The organism is Embleya sp. NPDC050154 (genome assembly GCF_044460165.1).
In the GTDB taxonomy this organism is placed as follows: domain Bacteria; phylum Actinomycetota; class Actinomycetes; order Streptomycetales; family Streptomycetaceae; genus Embleya.
Map to the genome: position 1 here is coordinate 29,076 of NZ_JBITJP010000003.1, position 18,147 is coordinate 47,222.

At 69.6% G+C, this 18,147-nt stretch carries 15 protein-coding genes; 5 read left to right on the forward strand and 10 right to left on the reverse strand.

Annotated features, from left to right (window positions below; genetic code table 11):
• Nucleotides 1-35 precede the first annotated feature (35 nt).
• Nucleotides 36-425 carry a VOC family protein gene (locus ACIBSV_RS06810; protein WP_395859983.1) on the forward strand — a complete coding sequence of 130 codons (390 nt, stop codon included), beginning with the start codon at nt 36-38 and terminating at the stop codon, nt 423-425.
• 104 nt (nt 426-529) lie between these two features.
• On the opposite strand, the gene rph is transcribed toward ACIBSV_RS06810, so the two are convergent.
• The 7 genes from rph to ACIBSV_RS06845 form a co-directional block, all read right to left on the reverse strand.
• Entirely contained in the window at nt 530-3,136 is a 2,607-nt protein-coding gene (rph, locus tag ACIBSV_RS06815) for a rifamycin-inactivating phosphotransferase (RefSeq protein ID WP_395859985.1), read from the reverse strand.
• Between the two features lie 406 nt (nt 3,137-3,542).
• Nucleotides 3,543-4,034, reverse strand: a complete 492-nt coding sequence (locus ACIBSV_RS06820; RefSeq protein ID WP_395859987.1) for a nuclear transport factor 2 family protein — start codon at nt 4,032-4,034, stop codon at nt 3,543-3,545.
• A gap of 48 nt (nt 4,035-4,082) precedes the next feature.
• Nucleotides 4,083-4,727, reverse strand: coding sequence for a dihydrofolate reductase family protein (locus tag ACIBSV_RS06825; protein ID WP_395859989.1), 645 nt, complete (start codon nt 4,725-4,727; stop codon nt 4,083-4,085).
• A 410-nt stretch (nt 4,728-5,137) separates the two neighbouring features.
• Entirely contained in the window at nt 5,138-5,443 is a 306-nt protein-coding gene (locus tag ACIBSV_RS06830) for a PadR family transcriptional regulator (RefSeq protein WP_395859990.1), read from the reverse strand.
• A gap of 343 nt (nt 5,444-5,786) precedes the next feature.
• Nucleotides 5,787-6,827, reverse strand: a complete 1,041-nt coding sequence (locus ACIBSV_RS06835) for an ABC transporter permease (RefSeq protein ID WP_395859992.1) — start codon at nt 6,825-6,827, stop codon at nt 5,787-5,789.
• Nucleotides 6,824-8,371, reverse strand: coding sequence for a sugar ABC transporter ATP-binding protein (locus ACIBSV_RS06840; protein WP_395859993.1), 1,548 nt, complete (start codon nt 8,369-8,371; stop codon nt 6,824-6,826). The genes ACIBSV_RS06835 and ACIBSV_RS06840 overlap by 4 nt, the downstream gene beginning before the upstream one ends.
• A 204-nt stretch (nt 8,372-8,575) precedes the next feature.
• A complete protein-coding gene (locus tag ACIBSV_RS06845) occupies nt 8,576-9,634 on the reverse strand; it encodes a substrate-binding domain-containing protein (protein WP_395859995.1) in 1,059 nt (352 codons plus the stop codon).
• 393 nt (nt 9,635-10,027) lie between these two features.
• On the opposite strand from ACIBSV_RS06845, the gene ACIBSV_RS06850 reads away from it, so the two are divergent.
• A complete protein-coding gene (locus ACIBSV_RS06850) occupies nt 10,028-10,819 on the forward strand; it encodes a DeoR/GlpR family DNA-binding transcription regulator (RefSeq protein ID WP_395859997.1) in 792 nt (263 codons plus the stop codon).
• A 126-nt stretch (nt 10,820-10,945) separates the two neighbouring features.
• Here the strand turns inward: ACIBSV_RS06850 and ACIBSV_RS06855 are convergent, their stop codons facing one another.
• The gene (locus ACIBSV_RS06855) at nt 10,946-11,146 is read right to left on the reverse strand and encodes a hypothetical protein (protein ID WP_395859999.1); all 201 of its coding nucleotides are present in this window, start codon (nt 11,144-11,146) and stop codon (nt 10,946-10,948) included.
• A gap of 320 nt (nt 11,147-11,466) precedes the next feature.
• On the opposite strand from ACIBSV_RS06855, the gene ACIBSV_RS06860 reads away from it, so the two are divergent.
• Nucleotides 11,467-12,963 carry a hypothetical protein gene (locus ACIBSV_RS06860; protein ID WP_395860001.1) on the forward strand — a complete coding sequence of 499 codons (1,497 nt, stop codon included), beginning with the start codon at nt 11,467-11,469 and terminating at the stop codon, nt 12,961-12,963.
• Between the two features lie 435 nt (nt 12,964-13,398).
• Here the strand turns inward: ACIBSV_RS06860 and ACIBSV_RS06865 are convergent, their stop codons facing one another.
• Nucleotides 13,399-14,553: a saccharopine dehydrogenase NADP-binding domain-containing protein gene (locus tag ACIBSV_RS06865; protein ID WP_395860003.1), complete on the reverse strand. Its 1,155-nt coding sequence runs from the start codon at nt 14,551-14,553 to the stop codon at nt 13,399-13,401.
• Nucleotides 14,554-14,575: 22 nt separating this feature from the next.
• On the opposite strand from ACIBSV_RS06865, the gene ACIBSV_RS06870 reads away from it, so the two are divergent.
• Nucleotides 14,576-15,145 carry a hypothetical protein gene (locus tag ACIBSV_RS06870; RefSeq protein WP_395860005.1) on the forward strand — a complete coding sequence of 190 codons (570 nt, stop codon included), beginning with the start codon at nt 14,576-14,578 and terminating at the stop codon, nt 15,143-15,145.
• A 23-nt stretch (nt 15,146-15,168) separates the two neighbouring features.
• A complete protein-coding gene (locus ACIBSV_RS06875) occupies nt 15,169-16,380 on the forward strand; it encodes a hypothetical protein (RefSeq protein WP_395860007.1) in 1,212 nt (403 codons plus the stop codon).
• Nucleotides 16,381-17,121: 741 nt separating this feature from the next.
• On the opposite strand, the gene ACIBSV_RS06880 is transcribed toward ACIBSV_RS06875, so the two are convergent.
• Nucleotides 17,122-17,889, reverse strand: a complete 768-nt coding sequence (locus tag ACIBSV_RS06880) for a helix-turn-helix transcriptional regulator (protein ID WP_395860941.1) — start codon at nt 17,887-17,889, stop codon at nt 17,122-17,124.
• Between the last annotated feature and the right edge of the window lie 258 nt (nt 17,890-18,147).

An 18,147-nucleotide genomic window follows, 5' to 3' on the forward strand; every position in this document is an offset into this window, starting at 1 on the left:
AAGACTCCACCGCCGCCCGGCTTGATGATCGACGCATGACGCAGCTCCGGATTCTCCCTCGCCTGATCGTGTCCGACCCCGACCGTGCGTCGGCCTTCTACCAGGATGTCCTCGGCGCCGAGGAGGTGTTCCGTGCGCCGGGCGACGATGGCCGGCCCACCGTCGTGGAGCACCGCCTCGGCGGGTCGTCCTTCCGGGTCTCACCCGCTGTCTCGGCATGGGGATGGGTCTCCCCACGTGATCTGGGCGGCTCCGCGGTCCTGCTGGAGATCGAAGTCGACAACCCGGACGAGGTCGGGGAACGGATGACGGCCCACGGCGCCGAGGTGGTCGTGACGATCGAGAATCGGCCGTACGGGAAGCGCTCGGGCCGCATCCGCGACCCGTTCGGCCACCTGTGGATCATCACCGGAGAGCTTCGCTGAGCAAGACACCGGCGTCGTCGGGGCCCCGAAGCCCTCCCTTTGCCGCGGTTCATGGGCAGCGGCGGAGTGGCGTCGATGGCGGACCGCCATCCGCCGACGGTCGATCAAGGCAGGATCTCGACGTAGCCGTCGGTTCCGTGTACCCGGATCCGTTGTCCGTCGCGGATCAGGCGAGTGGCCTGCTCCACACCCACGACGGCGGGCAGGCCGTACTCCCGGGCGATCACCGCGCCGTGGGTCATCAAGCCGCCGACCTCCGTCACCAGTGCGGCGATTCCGAGGAACAGGGGCGACCAACTGGGGTCCGTGAAGGCCGTGACCAGGATGTCGCCCGCTTCGAGATCGGCCTCCGACATGTCATGGATGACGCGGGCCCTCCCCTCGATCGTCCCGGCGGACACCGGCAGGCCGACCAGGGCCCCGGCGGGCACATCCTCACGCCGGTACGCCCCGGTGACGGCCTCGCCCTCCGAGGTGAGCACCCGGGGCGGTGTGAGCGCGTGGTACGACCGGAACGCGTCCTTGCGTTCGCGGACGAGCCGGACGAGCCGGTCATCCAGCCGGTTCGAGCGCGAGACGTCGTGGAACTCCCCGAACGTGAGGTGGAAGACGTCCTCCCGCTCGGGGAGCACGCCGGCCCGCACCAGGCGCTCGGCCTCCGCCAGCAGGGCTTGCTTGTAGACGAAGAAGCGGCAAATGATGTTGTACTTCGGGTACTCGCGGTACCCGATGAAGGTGCGGACCCGGTCGATCATCCGCTTGGCCTCGTCGGCTTTGTGCTCCCCGTCCGGCAGGGCCCGCAAGCGGGACAGCACGTCCCGCTCCTTCTCCCGCGCCTTCCGCAGCCCCTGCTCGAAGCGCCGTTCGGCGGCGCCCGGCTCGAAGTTCCGGACGTTGTCGAGGATCACGGGCACCAGCGCGGTGGGGCGCTCGCGCCAACGCGGCCTGGTGATGTCGATCTCGCCGACGCAGCGCATCCCGTACCGATCGAGGTAGGCCTCGATGGCGTCGCGCGCCTCCCGCCCGCCCGCGAGCTTCGCCAGTTCGTCCAGGAAGCCCTCGTCCTCGACGCCCCGCAGGAACGCCACCACCTCCGGATGCGGGCGGATCACGTCCGCGACGTCGAGCAGCGCCAGTCCCATCTCCGACGTGACGTTGTCGGGAGCGGACAGCGTCAGCGTGTCGGCCGCGTTCTTCTCCCCCAGCCACTCCCGCAACTTGTCGTTGAGCCACCAGGTGGCTTCCATCCCCGCCATGATCACCCGCATGCTCAGCGGGTCACCGAGGACTCGCTTGTGCTCCTGGAAGGCCTCCGCCAGGTAGTCGAACAGCGCCGGTCCGGTCTTCGTCCGGATCTCGCACCTCAGGGTGGCGATGGACGCCCGGCTGCGCTCGATCAACTCGGTGACGATGGCCGGATCGGTCTCGATCGGGGTGGGCGGGTCGCCGGCCGGCGGCCCGCCGGGGCCCGCGTCCGGGAGCAACGGGACGAAGTCGTCGCGGTCCAGGACGGTCGCCAACGCGTCCCCGGTCAGCGGATCGCCCCTACCCACCATCTCCAGGAGGCCGGCGCGGCCCTCGGGCGAGGCCACGGCCCGGGTGACGTCGACGAACAACCTCCCGCCGGCCTCGTGCATCGGCGCCATGGCCATCAGCCGCCACATCGAGAGCCCCAGGGGCTTCATCGGGTCGGTCATCATCTGCTGATGACCGACCGAGACGTAGACGCGATTCTCCTGGTCGCCGATCTCGGGGATGGGGAACAGCGTCGTGATCGGCCGGCTCTGGACGATCCGGAAGTCGTCGTCGTTCAGACACCATTCGATGTCCTGCGGACGGCCGAAGTGCGCCTCGATCCGCCGCCCGAGTCGGACGAGCCGCACGACCTGCGCGTCCGTCAGCGCCGGCTCCTCCTGCCGCCGCACGTCGACCGCCACTTCCCGCGTACCGCCGGCCGACAGGGCCTGCACGGCACGCTGTTTGGCGGCGATCGTCCTGGCGACGACTTCGCCGTCCCGCACCTTGAACACGTCAGGGTTCACCAGGCCGGAGACCAGGGCCTCGCCGAGGCCGAAGCCGGCGTCCACGGTGGAGACCTTCCGGTTGCCCGTGACGGGGTCGGCCGTGAACAGGATGCCCGACGCGTGCGGAAAGACCATCCGCTGCACGACCACGGCCATGTGGACCGTGCGGTGGTCGATGTCGTTGCGCCGGCGGTAGGTCACGGCCCGTTCGGTGAACAGCGAGGCCCAGCACCGGCTGACGTGCCGGAGGATCGCCGTCGGACCCACGACGTTGAGGTACGTGTCCTGCTGGCCCGCGAAGGAGGCCGTGGGCAAGTCCTCCGCCGTCGCGCTCGATCGCACGGCGTAGGCGGCCTGTTCGCCGAATCGCGCGAGCGCGCCGGTGATCGCCGTCGCGAGATCGCTCGGGACGGTGATCCCTTCGATGGTCCGCCGGATCTCCGCGCTCAGTGTACGGATCGCCTCCCGGTCGTCCGGGTCCACGCGTGACAGCAGATCGAGCCGATCCTCGATCGACGGCGCCTGCGCCATGATCCGGCGGAAGGCGTCCGTCGTCACGCAAAAGCCGGTCGGCACGCGGATGCCCTCGATCCGCGACAGTCCGCCCAGGTGTGCGCCCTTGCCGCCGACGACCGCGACCTGCGTTTCGTCGATCTCTTGCAGGTCCAACACGTACTGCTCGATCATTGCCATCCCTCCGAGGCAGCCACCGTGCCCCATTGCCCCGCATCGGCCGGTCGGATCACCGGCTCGTCCGGCTCTGTCGAACCGCTTGTCGGGCACGTCCTCATCGGTGGTTGTTCTCTCCGACGAGTCCCGCCCGCGATCACTTGGCGAGGTCCACCGTCGGACGGACGTCACCGCATCCCCGGAGGGCGACGGCAACCCACCTGTGTCGTGCCCATTTCCGCAGGTGGTGGCCTCGGTCGAGGATTCTGCGGCACCACCGGGGCCTTGCCGCAAGTCCCCCTGTGCGCTATAACTTGGGAGAGGCAAGGAGAGCGATTTCCTTGCCTTTCGTCTTTTGTCGCAACGGACAGGCTCACGGGATAACGACGACCCGTGTCGCCGACGAGAGTTCCCGCCGCCGCGTTCACGTACCGGGTTTGATCTCCGTGCCCTGTGCGGAAAGCAGGCGCCATCCGCCGGTGTGGCGAACCGAGAAGACGTGGGTGTAGCGGCTTGCGGCAGTGAAGGACGAACCGTCGGTCCGCGTGAAGTCCATGCTCGTCCGGCCGACGATGACACCCACATCACCGATGCGCCGAACGACGGCCTCGTCCGGGAAGGACCGCACGGCCGGGAATCGCACGGCGCCGGAAACGACGGCTTCCAGCAGCACGGCCTTGGTGACCGAAACACCGTCGCCGACGCCGACGAGGATGAAATCGTCGGTCGTTGGTTCGTCCAGGCGCGCACCGTCCGCGGCGACCAGCGCCCGGAAGAAGTCCTGATCGCACTCGATCAGCGCGGCGCGGTCGGCCGGGTTCGCCGTGGTGGTCATCGACGTGGTTTCCGTTCTCCTCGTTGGCGATGGCAATCGCTCGAGGACGCTACGCCTTGACGTCGGCGTCAACGCCAACACGACAGCCGTGTTCCCGAAGGCCGCGAGGTCACCCGGCGAGGGGCGGCTTCAGTCCTCGCGCCCGACACCTCGATCGGGTGCGCTCATGTCCCCGGTCCCGGGCGTGCCGTCGGCGAGCCCGTAGCGCAGGTACACGGTGCCCTGCGGACCGGCTGCCGGCGGTTCGAGGAGGGTGAGGTTCGTGGGCACCGCGCCGGCGTCGAACACCTTCTTCCCGACGCCCAGCACGATTGGATGCACCCAGAGGTCGAGACGGTCGAAGAGCTTCTCGCGCAGGAGGCTCTGCACCAGGTTCAGGCTCCCGACGACCTTCACGTGCTCGTGCCGGTCCCGGATCTCGCGTACCGCGTCGGCGAGATCCGGACCGAGTTGCGTGGACCCGGCCCACGAGAGGTCGGGCCTGCCGCGGGAGGCCACGTACTTCGGGACGCTGTTGAAGAGCGTGGCGATCTCGTTGTCCTCGCCGCCCTCCTGGTGCGGCCAGTAGGCGGCGAAGATGTCATACGTCCGCCGGCCGAGCAGCAGGGCATCCGTGCCCTCGTACGCGGCACCGATCTGCGCCCCGGCGACCTCGTCCAGCAGGGGCGCCTGCCAGCCACCGAACGGGAACCCCACCGGGTCCTCGTCGGGGCCGCCGGGCGACTGCCCGACCAGGTCGAGGGTTGCGAACATCTCGATGTGGATGAGTCCCATGTCCTGCTCCCGATGAGTCGGTTGTCTCGGTGGGGAGGTAGACCTGTGGGAGTCGGCAGACTCATCGCCGCGACGGCACCGGCTCCGTATAAGTCTCCCGAAGCGCCCGGGCGCGGTGCGCTGCCTCCGTCCACCGGCGCGAACGGCGCACGGACGTTCCCCACCCACGATAGATCACGGGCCGCGTCCCAACGCGGTGGCTGCCCTGTGCCCGCGTTACTGCGGGTCACCGGCGCGATACGGCGGTGGGAGCGGCCGGCCCTCTCCCCCGGCTCGTTCTGCCGGCACCGGCCGGCGGTCCGAGTCGGGGTCAGGGTCAAGGTGAGGGTGAGGGTGAGCCCGGGCAGCCCGGCATCCGACCCCGGTGCGTCGTATCGCCGACCGACCGACCGCTTCGCGACCGGCGCGAACTACTCGACCGGCGCCTGGGATCGGCCGGGTCGACCGGCGGGCAACACCTCACGAATCGCCTCGGCGAGCGCCCGCCGCTCCTCGGCCAATTCCGTCCGCGTCGCCTCGGATGCCCGGTACATCCGCCGAGCGCGTCCCGCGATCTCGCGACGCTCGGCGATCAGCACGCCGTCCGCCTCCATCCGGCGCAGCAGCGGATTCACCGTGGCGAAGGTGACCTCGAAGTCGTGTTCGGCCAGGTCCGCGAGCATCCACGCACTGTGGAACTCCCGTTCGACCGCCCGGTCGATGATGTGTCGCCGCATTGCGCTCCGCCCAGACCTACCCACCACGGTCCCTTCTCCCCCGAGGCCATGCGGCCTGCCTGCGTCCCCGTCCGAGCACACCGGCCTCAGTCAACAGGCTCGAACCGGGCCGATCTGCCACCTCACGCTGAACGCAATGAGAACAGTGGGTAACCGACGATCCGATCCGCCGGCGGGCGCCGACGCGATGTCGAAGTACGCGGACGGGGTGCGGGAGGCGGCCCGCGTCGTTGCTACTCCGTGTCACCGGATCCGATGTCGACGTCGCCCCACGCCTGGGCCGGCCCCCGTGGCGACTCCTGCTCCCGCCCGTGGACCACCCTGCGAGCGGCAACGTCGGTGCCTATGTGGGCAATCCGACGGCGCGTTCCCCGTTGCGCCGTTGTTGGACGACGACGGCGACGACGAGGAGCGCCCCTTGGGCGACGTTTTGCCAGAAGGAGTTGACTCCGACGACGTTGAGGCCGTTTTCGAGGGCGCCGAGGAGGAAGACGGCGAGGAGTGTGCCGCCGATGCCGCCCTTGCCGCCCTTGAGGGCGCAGCCGCCGAGTGCGGCCGCGGTGATGGCCTTGAGTTCCAGTCCTTCGCTGCCGGAGGTCGGCTGGCCGGAACCGGTGCGCGCGGTCAGGATGACTCCGGCGATCGCCGCGACGACGCCGGCGAGGGCGTACACGGCTACCAGGTACTTGTTGATGTTGATGCCGGCGAGGCGGGCCGCGGTGTCGTTGCCGCCGATGGCGTAGATGTTGCGGCCGATGTCGGTGTACTTGAGCAGGACGTGCACGGCCACGGCGACCACGAACAACGTCCAGATCTGGACGGACAGTCCGAGGATCTTGCCGCGGGCGACGAAGATGAAGAAGTCGTCGCCGAGCACGTAGCCCTGTGCGCGGCCGCCCGCCAGCAGTTGGGCGACACCCTTGTACGCGGCGAGGGTGGCCAGCGTGGCGATGACGGGGTTGACCCGCCCGTACACGATGACGATGCCGTTGACCACGCCCGCCGCGATGCCGACGCCGACCGCGGCGAGAACGCCCAGGGCCGCGTTGCCGTCGGTCAAGGTGAACGCCATGGCGCTGACGACGGACGCGATGCCCGCCTGCGAGCCGACCGAGATGTCGAGCGCGCCGCAGATGATGACGACGGTCTGTACGACCGCGAGCAGGCCGGTCACCGCGACCGTGTCGCCGATCACGGTCATGTTGGCGGTGGTGAGGTAGCCGTCGTCGAGCCAGGCGAACGTGCCGACGACGACGATGAGCGCACCGATGAGGCTGGTGTTCTGCGCGCCGACGGCCGTGGCGACGCGTCGGGGCCACGCCCGGGCGTGGCCGCCGGTGGTGGTGGCGGGCATCGGCGGCGGCGCGTTGGTCGTGGTGGTCATGACGGGTTCCCCTGGGTCGGTTCGGCGAGGTCGTATGCCATGGCGAGGGCGAGGATGCTCTCCTCGTCGGCGTCCGCGCGGTCGAGTTCGCCGGTGATCCCGCCGTTTTGCATCACGACGATGCGATCCGCGAGACCGAGCACCTCGGGCAGTTCGGAGGAGATGACGAGGATGGCGACACCGGCCCCGGCCAACTCGTCGATGAGACGGTAGATTTCCGCCTTGGCACCGATGTCGATGCCGCAGGTGGGTTCGTCCAGGATCAGGATCTTGGGTCGACGAGCGAGCCAGCGGGCCAGGACGACCTTTTGCTGGTTGCCGCCGGACAGCTTGCGCACCTCGTGGTCGATGGAGGGGGTGCGCACTTCGAGGCGGTCGACGAACTCCTGCGCGAGGCTTCGTTCGCGACGCGAGCTGACGAATCGAAAGCGACGCAGGCGGTCGAGGACCGCGACGCTGATGTTGTGCCGGACCGAGCCGGTCATGAACAGCGCCTGGGCCTTGCGTTCCTCGGGTGCGTACCCGATGCCCGCCCGCACGGCGTCCCGGGGAATGCGCAGCCGGAGCGGCCTACCCTCGACGCGTACCTCGCCGGAGCGGATCGGCAGGTCTCCCACGAGGGCGGCGGCCAGTTCGGATCGCCCGGCGCCGACCAGACCGGCCAGGGCAACGACCTCGCCCTCGCGTACCTCCAGGTTCACGTTCGACACGTGTTCGCTGGTGAGGTCGCGGACGTCCAGGACGACGCGGTCGCGCGCGCTGCGTCTGCGGGCGAACAGGGCCGACAGGTCGCGGCCGACCATGAGGCGTACGACCTCGCCCTCGTCTGTGCGCGAGGCGTCGCGTACGCCGGCGAGTTCGCCGTCGCGCAGGACGGCGATGCGGTCCGCGAGTCGGAAGATCTCCTGCATGCGGTGCGAGACGTAGATGATGGCGAGACCCTGGTCGCGGAGTCGCCGGATGAGGTCGAAGAGCGCGTCCACCTCGTGTTCGGACAGCGACGAGGTCGGTTCGTCGAAGGCCAGGACGGTGGCCTCGGTGGTCAGCGCGCGCAGGATTTCAACGAGTTGGCGCTGCGCGGGCGAGAGTTGGGAACCGAGCGCCTCGGGGGCGATGGCGTGTGCGAATCCCAGGCGTTCGAGGTCGGCGCGCATGCGCCGGTACAGCGTGCCTCGGTCGAGCATGCGGCCCGTCTTGCGCGGCAGCGCGCCGATGTAGACGTTCTCGGCCACGCTGACGTGCGGGACGATCTCGGGCTCCTGTGCGATCACGCGGATCCCGTGCCTGCGGGCGTCGGCGGGGCTGTGGAGTTCGCGTGGTGTGCCGGCGACGAGGACGCGGCCGTCGCCGGGTCGATGGTCGCCGTTGATGATCCGGATCAGGGTGGACTTCCCGGCGCCGTTCTCCCCCATCAGCGCGGTGACGGTGCCGCGGGGGAAGTCCAGCGTGATGCCGCGCAGTGCGTGGACTCCGGCGAAGTCCTTGTGGATGTTCTCGACGGCGAGCGCGGGGCCCGGGAGGTCGAGGGGTGGGCTTTTCGTCATGACTGGACCTCGAGGGCGTTCGGGAGGTGGGGGGGGGCCCGGGGGGGGGGGGGGGGGCCCCGCCCCGGGGGGGGGGGGGGGGCCGGGGGGGGGGGGGGGGGGCGGCGCCCCCCGGGGGGGGCGCCGGGGCCGCCGCGACTCGTGCCGGGCGGTGCCGTCAGGGGTGGCGGCGGGCTGGTCGACGCGGCCGCGAGCCGAACCGGGTCACGTGCACTTGAGGCCGGATTGTTGCCAGTTCGACGGGTCGACCATCTTGGTGGTCGCGAACGCCTCGGCGGGGAAGGGCTTGCCGTTCCTGAGCCGATCGACCATGGTCTGCACGGCGAGGCCGCCGACCTCGTGGCCATTGATGAACAACGCGGCCTTCATTCCGCTCGGCTTGCCGGAACCCCAGTCCTTGCACGCCAGATAGGCGCCCAGTCCGACGCCGATCACGTCCTCGGATCCATAGCCGCCGTTCTGCAGCGCGGTGACCGCGCCACTGACGTTCTCGTCGTTGCAGCCCCACACTATCCAGTGCTTCACCGATCGGTTGCCGCTCACCGTGGCCGCCGTCTTGTTCTGCGCGTCGGGCGGCGTGTTGTCGGTGCCGACCTTGAGCACCTTGACGTCCGCGCCGGTCGCTTGTTTGAACGCCTCGTGGGCGGCCTCGACCCGATCGGTGCAGACCGTCACGTCCTGCTTCCAGGCGGCGATGATCGCGGTGTCGGCCGGAGTCCAGCCCGCCTTCTTGAATTCCTCGGCCGCTCGCCGGCCCACCTGCGTGCCCATCTGGGGACCGCTGAAGCCCACGCGCGGAACCAGCTTGTCCTTGGCGCATTTGGTCGGATCGGCCCCGCCGACGCAGATCTGGTCGTCGGACGCGAGCAGCGGTGCGCCGCCCCGCGTGGCGATGTCGACGACCTGCGGTCCCACTGCGGGGTCGGGCACGACGATCACGATCCCGTTGTACTTCTGCGCCATTGCCGCCTGAACCTCGCTGACGGCCTTGTTGGTGTCGTTTCCGAGGTTGACGACCTTGAGGTCGACCCCGAGGTCCTTTGCCTTCGCGCGGGCGCCGTCCGCCTCGTCCACGAAGTACTGCTGGTCACCTTGCTTCTGCAAATAGGCGATCTTGATGGTGCCGGATAAGGAAACCGGTGGGCCCGAGGGCGATCCGGACTTGTTCTCGTCCTTGCCGGACGAACAGGCCGTGAGCGCCACGGCGAATGCGAACGCCGCCACCATCGCGGCCCTCCGCCGGGTGCGTCTGCGGTGCGTCATGGTCAGCCCCTGTGAATGTCGGCGGTCCGGGAGAACCGCGCATGTTCGATGGTCGATGCGTCCACATGCCCGGCCGTCATGCTTCGCTCCCCTCGACGGAAGCGCTCCGACCTGCCGAAACGGGGGATTCTCGAGGTGGACTCCTCTTGCGCTCGGAAAAGTCGATCTTGCAATCGAACATGAAGGCGCGGTATTCACTCGTAATGCGACTCACATATCTAGCAGTTCCAACATTAACCAACAAGACTCGGTTTGGTAAATACTCTTGCCGCGGCCTCCACCCGACAGGAAAGGGTGCGCACAAAGGATCTTTCCGATAGGCAGAGCGCGGCGCGGGAAACGAACACTGCTATGTTGGAATATGTTGGTTACCTACGGGCGGGAGGATCGGCAATGCTGGCACGTCAGCGACAAAACACGATCTTGGAAATGGTCGCCGATCAGGGTTCCGTCCGCGTCGCGACGCTGGTGCGGAAATTCGGGGTCTCGGACATGACCATTCGACGCGACCTCGAAGTACTGGCCGCGCAGGGTCTGATCGTCAAGGTGCACGGCGGCGCCACGTCGAGGGACGGCAGCTCGACCGAGGAACCGGGCTTCGTGACCAAGTCCGGGCTGCAGGCCGCGGAGAAGGAGGCGATAGCCCGGCGTGCGGCGGCAATGGTCGCGCCGAACAGCGCCATCGCGTTGTCGGCGGGGACGACGACCTGGACACTGGCGCGGCAACTCGTCGACGTTCCCGGGCTCACGGTGGTCACCAACTCGATTCCGGTCGCGGACGTGTTCCACCAATCCGGCCGATCCGATCAGACCGTGGTGATCGTGGGTGGCGTGCGCACGCCGTCGGACGCGCTGGTGGGTCCCGTCGCGGTCGCGGCGTTACGCAGCCTCAACGTCGACATGCTCATGCTGGGCGTCCACGGCATCAGCCCGCGCGTCGGATTCACCACGCCCAACCTGCTGGAGGCGGAGACCAATCACGCCCTCGTGCGAGCCGCCCGCCGCCTGGTCGTGGTCGCCGACCACACCAAGTGGGGCCTGATCGGGATCAGCACGATCGCCCGACTCGGCGACGCGGACACGCTGATCATGGACACGGGCCTGCCCCAGGAAGCACGCGAGCAACTGAACGAACACATCGAAGAACTCGTCGTGGTCGATCCCGTGGATCCGGCCGCCTCCTGACGGACCATCACCGCACGAACCCGGGCCCGAACCTCGGCGCGAACGACGGAGTCGGGGTGTCCAACCCCGGTCGTCAAGACCGGAGTTGGACACCCTCGCGATGCCGTCCGCGGGCGACGGGCGGTGTCATCGACGTAGCGCGATCCGGTACTGCTGCGTGGCGGCGGGCAGACCGTCCGTACCGTTTGGCCTTGGCCCACTCCCGGTCGAGGAACGAGCCGAACTGTGGTCGGCGTTCTTCCTGCCGGTGATCAGGTCGGCGACGCCGGCGGCGGCCTTGTCGGGCAGGCCGGCGGTCAACGTCGTCGCGGGTCGCCACATCACCACGGGGATCGTCCTGAACGGCCGACTCCTGCAAGGCGCCCACGGAGCCGCCGGCGAGATCGGCGTCCTCCCGGAGTCACGCCGGCGGAGCGCCCTCGACGCCATGGCCGCGGGGCCGCGGGGCCACCATTCGCGCGGCAGCGGCCGGCGACACCGATGCCGGACCAGGGGCGAAGAGCTCGCCGAACACCTGGCCGTATCGGATCAACGCATCTTGTCCCGTAGGGAGTTGATGTGCTGTCAGAATTGTCGACGCCGCCGCCCGCCGCGACCTCGTCTCGTCGTGGCGTCGAGCGCGCGGCGGGGGATTGGGGGGTGCGGCAATGACCGAGCACACGATCGGTGGGGCAGACGGTACTCCACCCGAACGGCCCGCGAACGAGGCGGAACTGAAGCCCGCGTTGCACGCGGTGCTGCGGGGCCAGGCGAACAGCGCCATGCAGAAGTGGAAGGACAACGCCAACCAGCAGGTGGACGCGCAACTCGCGCACCTCGCCGACCCGGTGCGCCGGGCGCTGTGGAAGGCCCAGATGGTCGCGCTCATCGACCACTTGGCGCTGGGGGTGTTCGAGGACCTGAAGGTCCACTTCGAAGCTTCCGTCGAGGACGCCCTCGAGGAACTGCTGTCGGTCCGGCACGACGACATCATGAGCGCCGACGTGACCGGCGCACGACTCAAGACCGCCACCAGGGACCGGCTCGGAGCGTTCACCTCGCCCACCAAGCTGATGATCGGCCTCCTGGCCGCGCTGCCGGGCGCGAACGCCAAGCTGGCGGCGTTCGCCCAGCGCTCGACCACCGTCGAACTGCACCGCACGACCACGCTGGCCTCGTACACCGCGGCGTTCGACGACCTCGCCACGATCGTCGCCGATGCGGACGCCGCCCTACTGGACATCGGCTCGTTCCAGCTCACCGTGATCCTCGAACCGCTCACCGCCCCGTTGGTCAAGCACCGCAACGTCGCCCTGCCCCTGCTCCAGGTCACCACGGTCCACCTCGGCGCGCAGATCGACGTGCAACTCGGCACGTCCTACACGCTCTCCGAGGACCAGCAGAAGCAGCGGATCACCAACGTGTGCGCCGCGCCGATCAGCGCGGTCGTCACGGCAAGCCTGAATCTGTCCGGCAGCGTGAGCCTGGTACGGCCCGAGGTCGTCGGCCGGTTCACGTGCCTGTCCACGATGGGGACACTCGCACTGGAGGCGTGCACCTCGATGGTCACGTTCTACGGCAAGCCGTGGCTGGTGTGCATCGCGGGCCTGGAGCCGGAGGAGATCGCGCAGGTCCTCGCGCACTGCCGGAACAACACGATCCTCGCCGCGCTCAAGAAGCGAATGCCGGCGAAGTCGACCGCGCTCGAACTGTCCAAGGCGGTCAACGTACTCGCGTGGCGCGGCGTCGACTGGGATGTCGTGTGCGCCACGATCAACAAGCTCGGCTACACGGAGATCCAGCTTCCCGGCGGGGTCACCGCGCTGACCTGGATCCCCATCCACGAGTCGTGGGTTCCGCGGGCGTTCTGCACCGCGAGCATGGAAACCGACCTGGTCTGTCTGAAACACATGAAAGAGGAGACCGGGAAGACGCCCTCGATCGTCAAGCTCACGAAGTACTTCACCGAACTGGTGGCCGCCTGCGTCGAGGCGTGCGCGCAGTGGCGCCAGGCAGGGCGCCCGGCGGACTTCGACCTGGTGGTACAGCCGCCGCAGGGCGTGGCCGTGTGGAAGATCCGCGTCCGCAAGCTGTACGGCAACCCCCAGGTGTTCCACGTCGACAGCGGGTATGCCAAATCCCCATGGGTGAAGCACCCGAACTGACCCTCCCCCGAAGGCCGGTGCGAACGCCCCACGGCGATCCGCACCGGCCCTCCCCACGCCACGACACAACCGCCGCCGCGCATGTCGACGCGCCGAGTTCGCCCTTTCCCGACCTGCGCCCAACGGTCGTCCGACCCGGTGCCGTCCCAGAACCAACCGGTGAACATCTCACCGGGGTTGGCCAACATCCCGTTCCCCGGTACGGGGGCGTCCAACCACGTCTCGAAATCCCGCCGTGCCCTCGGTATACGCGTGGCCGGCAGGAAACTCTCCGACACCGTGCCTCCGAAGTCCTCAGCCAACCCCGAGGCGGAAACTACACGCGGCCGACGACACGAACGACCGCGCCCCGAACCACCGCCACCCTCTTCGTCGATGGGCGCGCGAGGCTCCCGCCCCCACAGGGGCTCCGCACGGACCCACCGCGTCCGTGCGCTACGGCACCGCGCCAACCAGGCCGCGAGAAAGGGAATGTGGGTGCCAGTCGTCGTCCGACGAGGTCCACAGACGTATGTCACGTTCCAGGAGCGCCGCGTACAACTCGCCTGGCGGCAGCCAACTGTCCAAGGGGACGGCTCCGGCGGCCTTCAATCGGCCGGTGAGGAGCCTCTCCACCGCGATTCCCGCGAGCAGGGCGGGCATGCGACCGCCGTGCCGACGCGCGGTCATGCCCACGCGGCGGGTCACCGTACGGCCGTCCCGATCGCCGGCGACCTCGACCATGAACGCCCCCGCCTCATCGCCCGCGCGCCCGGCGAGCCAGGACAATCCGCGGACCACCGACGTCCACTCCTGCGGACGACGGGGCCTGCCCGTCCGCGCCCTGACCACCGCGAATGCCCCCAAGGCCCGGTTCAGCATGGGGAATTCGCTACCTGCCTTGAAGCTGACCGTGCGCGCCCCGAACAGGTCCGGCAGCACGTCCAGATCGGCCATCTCGTACACCTGATGAACCAGTCGTCTGCCGATCGGCGGCGGGAATCGCACCCACTCCGGCTCCGACCAACCGTGCACCACCGTCGGTACACCACCTCGCGGGGCCTCGAAACGCAGCCCCGCACCGTGCAGCATGGCCGCGAACATCGCCGGTCCCCGGTGACGCCGAGTGTCCGGCGCCGCGGCGCAGCGGATGGCGTCGACCCGTTGAAGGCCCCGCACCATGTCTGCCACCAGCAACGCCTGAAGCCCCGGGACCACCGACGCCCCGATCAGTACCGGAACCGAAGCCGACCGCGCCGCCGCGAGCGCGCCGCGCCGGAACGCCCGGTCCTCGCTGATGTCGACGTACGGAACACCCGCGGCAAGCGCGGCCCGCAATGGCCCCCAGGGAGGCGTGCCATCCGGCTCCATCGACTGGAAGGGCCCGGCGCAGTGCACCACGGCCGCGGCACCCTCCACGATCCGGGCCAGACTCCGTACGTCCGCGTGGTCCGCGATCGCCCAGTCGACGCGCGGCGAATCGAAAGCCTCGGCCGGCCGGCGCCGGGCGACCACGGTCACCGCGACGTGCGGCTGACGCAGCAGGTCATCCACAACATACCGGCCGTAAAAGCCGGTTCCCCCCACGACGACCACCCGCTGTTCCCCCATGCACGGGACACTAACACCGCGGTTGACCTGGTTGGATGCCGCTGCGCCCCCCGCCGCCGAATCCGACCCTCCCACCGATGCCGCGTCGGCGTCTGCACGGACGTTCGCCGCCGCAGGCGTCCACAACATCGCCTGGGGCTGCCACGCCGCGATCGACCCTCAGTGGCTCTTCCGCTTCGCGGACATGCCGCCGCAGGAACACCCGCAGATCTTCGCGACCCTCGGCATGGTGCTCGGCCTCTACGGCATGCTCTACCTCGACGTCGCGCTGCGCCCCGAGCACGGCTTCCTCGTCGCGGCCGTCGGATTCGTCGGCAAGATCCTCGGACCGCTCGGCTGGTTGTGGCTGTACGCCTCGGGCCAATGGCCGTCGGCGTCCGGCATCATCCTCGTCACCAACGACCTGATCCGGTGGCTTCCCTTCGCCTGCTACCTGCGCGACTCCTGGCCGCACTGGGCGGCCCAATGGCGCGAACCACGGCCCCCGGCCGAGCAGCGGTCACCCGGAGTCCCGGCCGAGGACGCTCCGCCGGGACCGAGTGAGGGTGGCGGAAACGCACGTGCGGCTCGCTCGGTCGGGTGGCTAGCCTGACGCCGTCCGTCGAGGGGGAACGCATGAGCGAGTGGGCCACGCTGCTGAGTCGCGCGCCGCGCCGGGTGATGGTGCCGGTGCTGGAACGGTGCGGCGCGGAGATCCGGCGCGGCGTCCTCGGTGGAGCCGCCACCCCGGATCCCCGCGTTGTCGACGCGGTGATCGCGCACGGATCGCCCGCGTCGCGCCACCTGCTCGCCGAGAATCCGGCCGTCGCGCCGCGGACCCTGCGCCGACTGGCCGACCACGCCGACGGCCCACTGGCCTGGCGCCTGGCCGTCCATCCCCGCATCGATCGAGATCTGATGGTGCGCGTGATGGCGATCGCCGACCCGGGCCGAGCCGTGCTCGACAGCTCTCCGTACGACCGCACGGTGGCGGAACGGTACGCGCTCGTCGAATCGGTGAATCCCGAACACATCGTGCACGGCCTGCGCGGGCTGATCGTGCGCGGTTGCCCTCCCACCGCCCGATCCGTCGCATTTCGCGCCGCCCACAATCTGCTGGGCGCACTGGGCCCGAAAGCCGGCCGTGCGCTGTTCACGAGGCATGGACCGCTCATGGACGATGCCGATCGGGACGTGGTGACACGTGCGTTCGCCCATCGCGACGGTCCGGCCATCCTCGACCGGCTCAGCGTCTTCAAAGCCCGGCGGCAGATTCTCGTCCGGCGGTTGCACAACCTCGACGTCGGCCTGCCCGACGGGCACTACTACTACGCCGCGTACATCCACCCCTCGGAAATGCATCTGCTGCTGCTGTCCCCGCGAGCGACGCTGGAATGGGACGAGGTACTGCGCGCCGACGAGGCGCGACCGTGGGGACCGGTCGGCGCCCTCACCCTCGCCGATCAGCCTGGCTGCCCCGACGAACTCCGGTCCCGCGCGGAGGCGGTCCGGTTCGACGTGCGGACGACAGGAACCCCCGATGCCGATCGCGCCATCGGTCCGTGGTGGCATCGGGTCCCGCCGGGTGCGCGGGTGACACCGCGGGGGTCGGTGCCCGCGGCGCCGCCCCGGTCGCAGGCCCTCCACTCCCTCGGGCCCGCGACCTCGGACGCCTACGATCGCACGTTGCGCGCACTCACCGACGAGTTCCTCGCCGATCACGTCGACGCGTGGGTCGTGGCGTTGCGGATGCTTCCCGAATTCCAGGGCAGCATGATCGAGTTGCTGGAGACGGCCGGTCGCTCGGCGGGTGGCCCGGTGTCGCGGACCCGCCGATCACAGGCGTGACCTCGCGGTGCAGGGCCGGGTGTTCGGGTCCGCCCGTGACCGCCGGGAGTCGGGCTCGGCCGGAATCGGCGGGTCGCTCGAGTCTTCGGAAGCCTCCGCAGCGGTCGATGACGGAGCATCGGCACGCCGAATCGGGTGAATCCGTGGCCCGGCCCCGGCGCGGCTCCGGACAGCCGGCCGGCCGGGCGACACCGTGGGTCGTGTCGCGGAGTGTTCGCGTGTGGGCCCGAACGACCCCGTCGACACGTCGCGGCCGGCCGCCCCACCCCTCGGGCGCCGGCCGCGCCCTACGCGCGACACCGCGCACGTCGTCGTAACCGAACGCGGCCAGGCGCCAGACGACCGCCGGAGATGCGGTCGAAGTCGCTGTCGCGTCGTAGCTGCGCAAGATCCGATTCCTTTCGTTCGCTGCCGCACGCTCCCGCGAACGGACCATCCTGCGGTACCGCGACCGCCGTGTCGCGGTTGGCCCGACGCCGCGACCCGAGCGAACACCCGACGCGTCCGGGTCCGTCGGCGAATGTGATGGTGCGGCGACGAGGTGCCGTATGACTCCGTCCGAAACCAGCGACGCGTCCGGCCCGGGAACATGCGCCGAATTGCCGATCACCGGTGGGATCTTGCGGTGCACCCTTGCCGATCACCCATCGCATCCTGCCGTGCACCCTTGCCGATCACCCGTCGGACCCGCGATACACCCTTGCCGACGACCCATCACATCCCCCATGCACCAGTGCCCGATCACCGATCGGTATTGCGGTACACCGAGGGCCGGACGCCGACCCGACTCAGGAAAGCCGCGGACAGCGCTCCGGGACTCGCGAAACCGCAACGCTCGGCGATCTGTCCGATGGTGAGGGTGCCGTCGGCCGGCAACTGCCGCGCTCGCTCGATCCGCAGCCGGGTGAGAAACCGATGCGGTGTCCGCCGGTCGCCTCCCGGAAGACGCGGATGAAGTGGTAGACGCTCAGGTGTGCTTCGGCGGCGATGTCGGCCGGCGTCAGCGGCTCGGCCATCCGGTCGCGCATGACGGCGACGCCCACCCGGACCGCCGCGTGTTCGGGGCCCGGCAGGCGTTCCTGCCGGCCCCGGGTCAGCAGGTGCGCAGCCAGGAACGCGGCGGCCGATTCCGCATACAGATCGTTCGCACCGCCGGCGGCGGGCAGCGCGCGCAAGAGATGTTCGACAACCGGATCGCCCGCACCCACCGCAGCCGCCGGCGCTTCGAAGTCCGGGTCCGCACCGCCCAGGTGGGCGGCGGCTCGATCGACGGTCGCAGACGGGATGTGCACCTGGATGGTGCGCATGGCGGACGTCGTCCGGTAGGTGCGTACGCTCGACCGGCCCGGAACCACGAGTTCCAGATTGCCGGGAAGCAGGCGACTGCGGATCGCTCTCCCGTCGGACTGTGTCCGCATGACCGCGTCGCCGGCCACACAGAGCACCAGATGCAGGTCGCAGACACCGGGCAGCCGAAGCTGATCGACCTCGGGCGCATGGTCGAAGCACTGCACGAGCAGCGAACGCCAGCCCGCCTCACTCCAACTGCAATAGGTGCGCCGCACGGCGGATACGTCGGAGTCTGCGTACGGTGCCAGATCGAAGTCAGGCGAATCGAACACGAGACAACCCTGGCCTCGCACCTTCGCCGACCACGGCCCGAGCGCAGGGATGGAGACGGGGAACGAGGCGCCCGGCCAATCGATCCCGCGGGATGCCGCGCGAAGGGCCGGCACGGCAACCCTGCGGGGACGCTGCGGGCAAGGT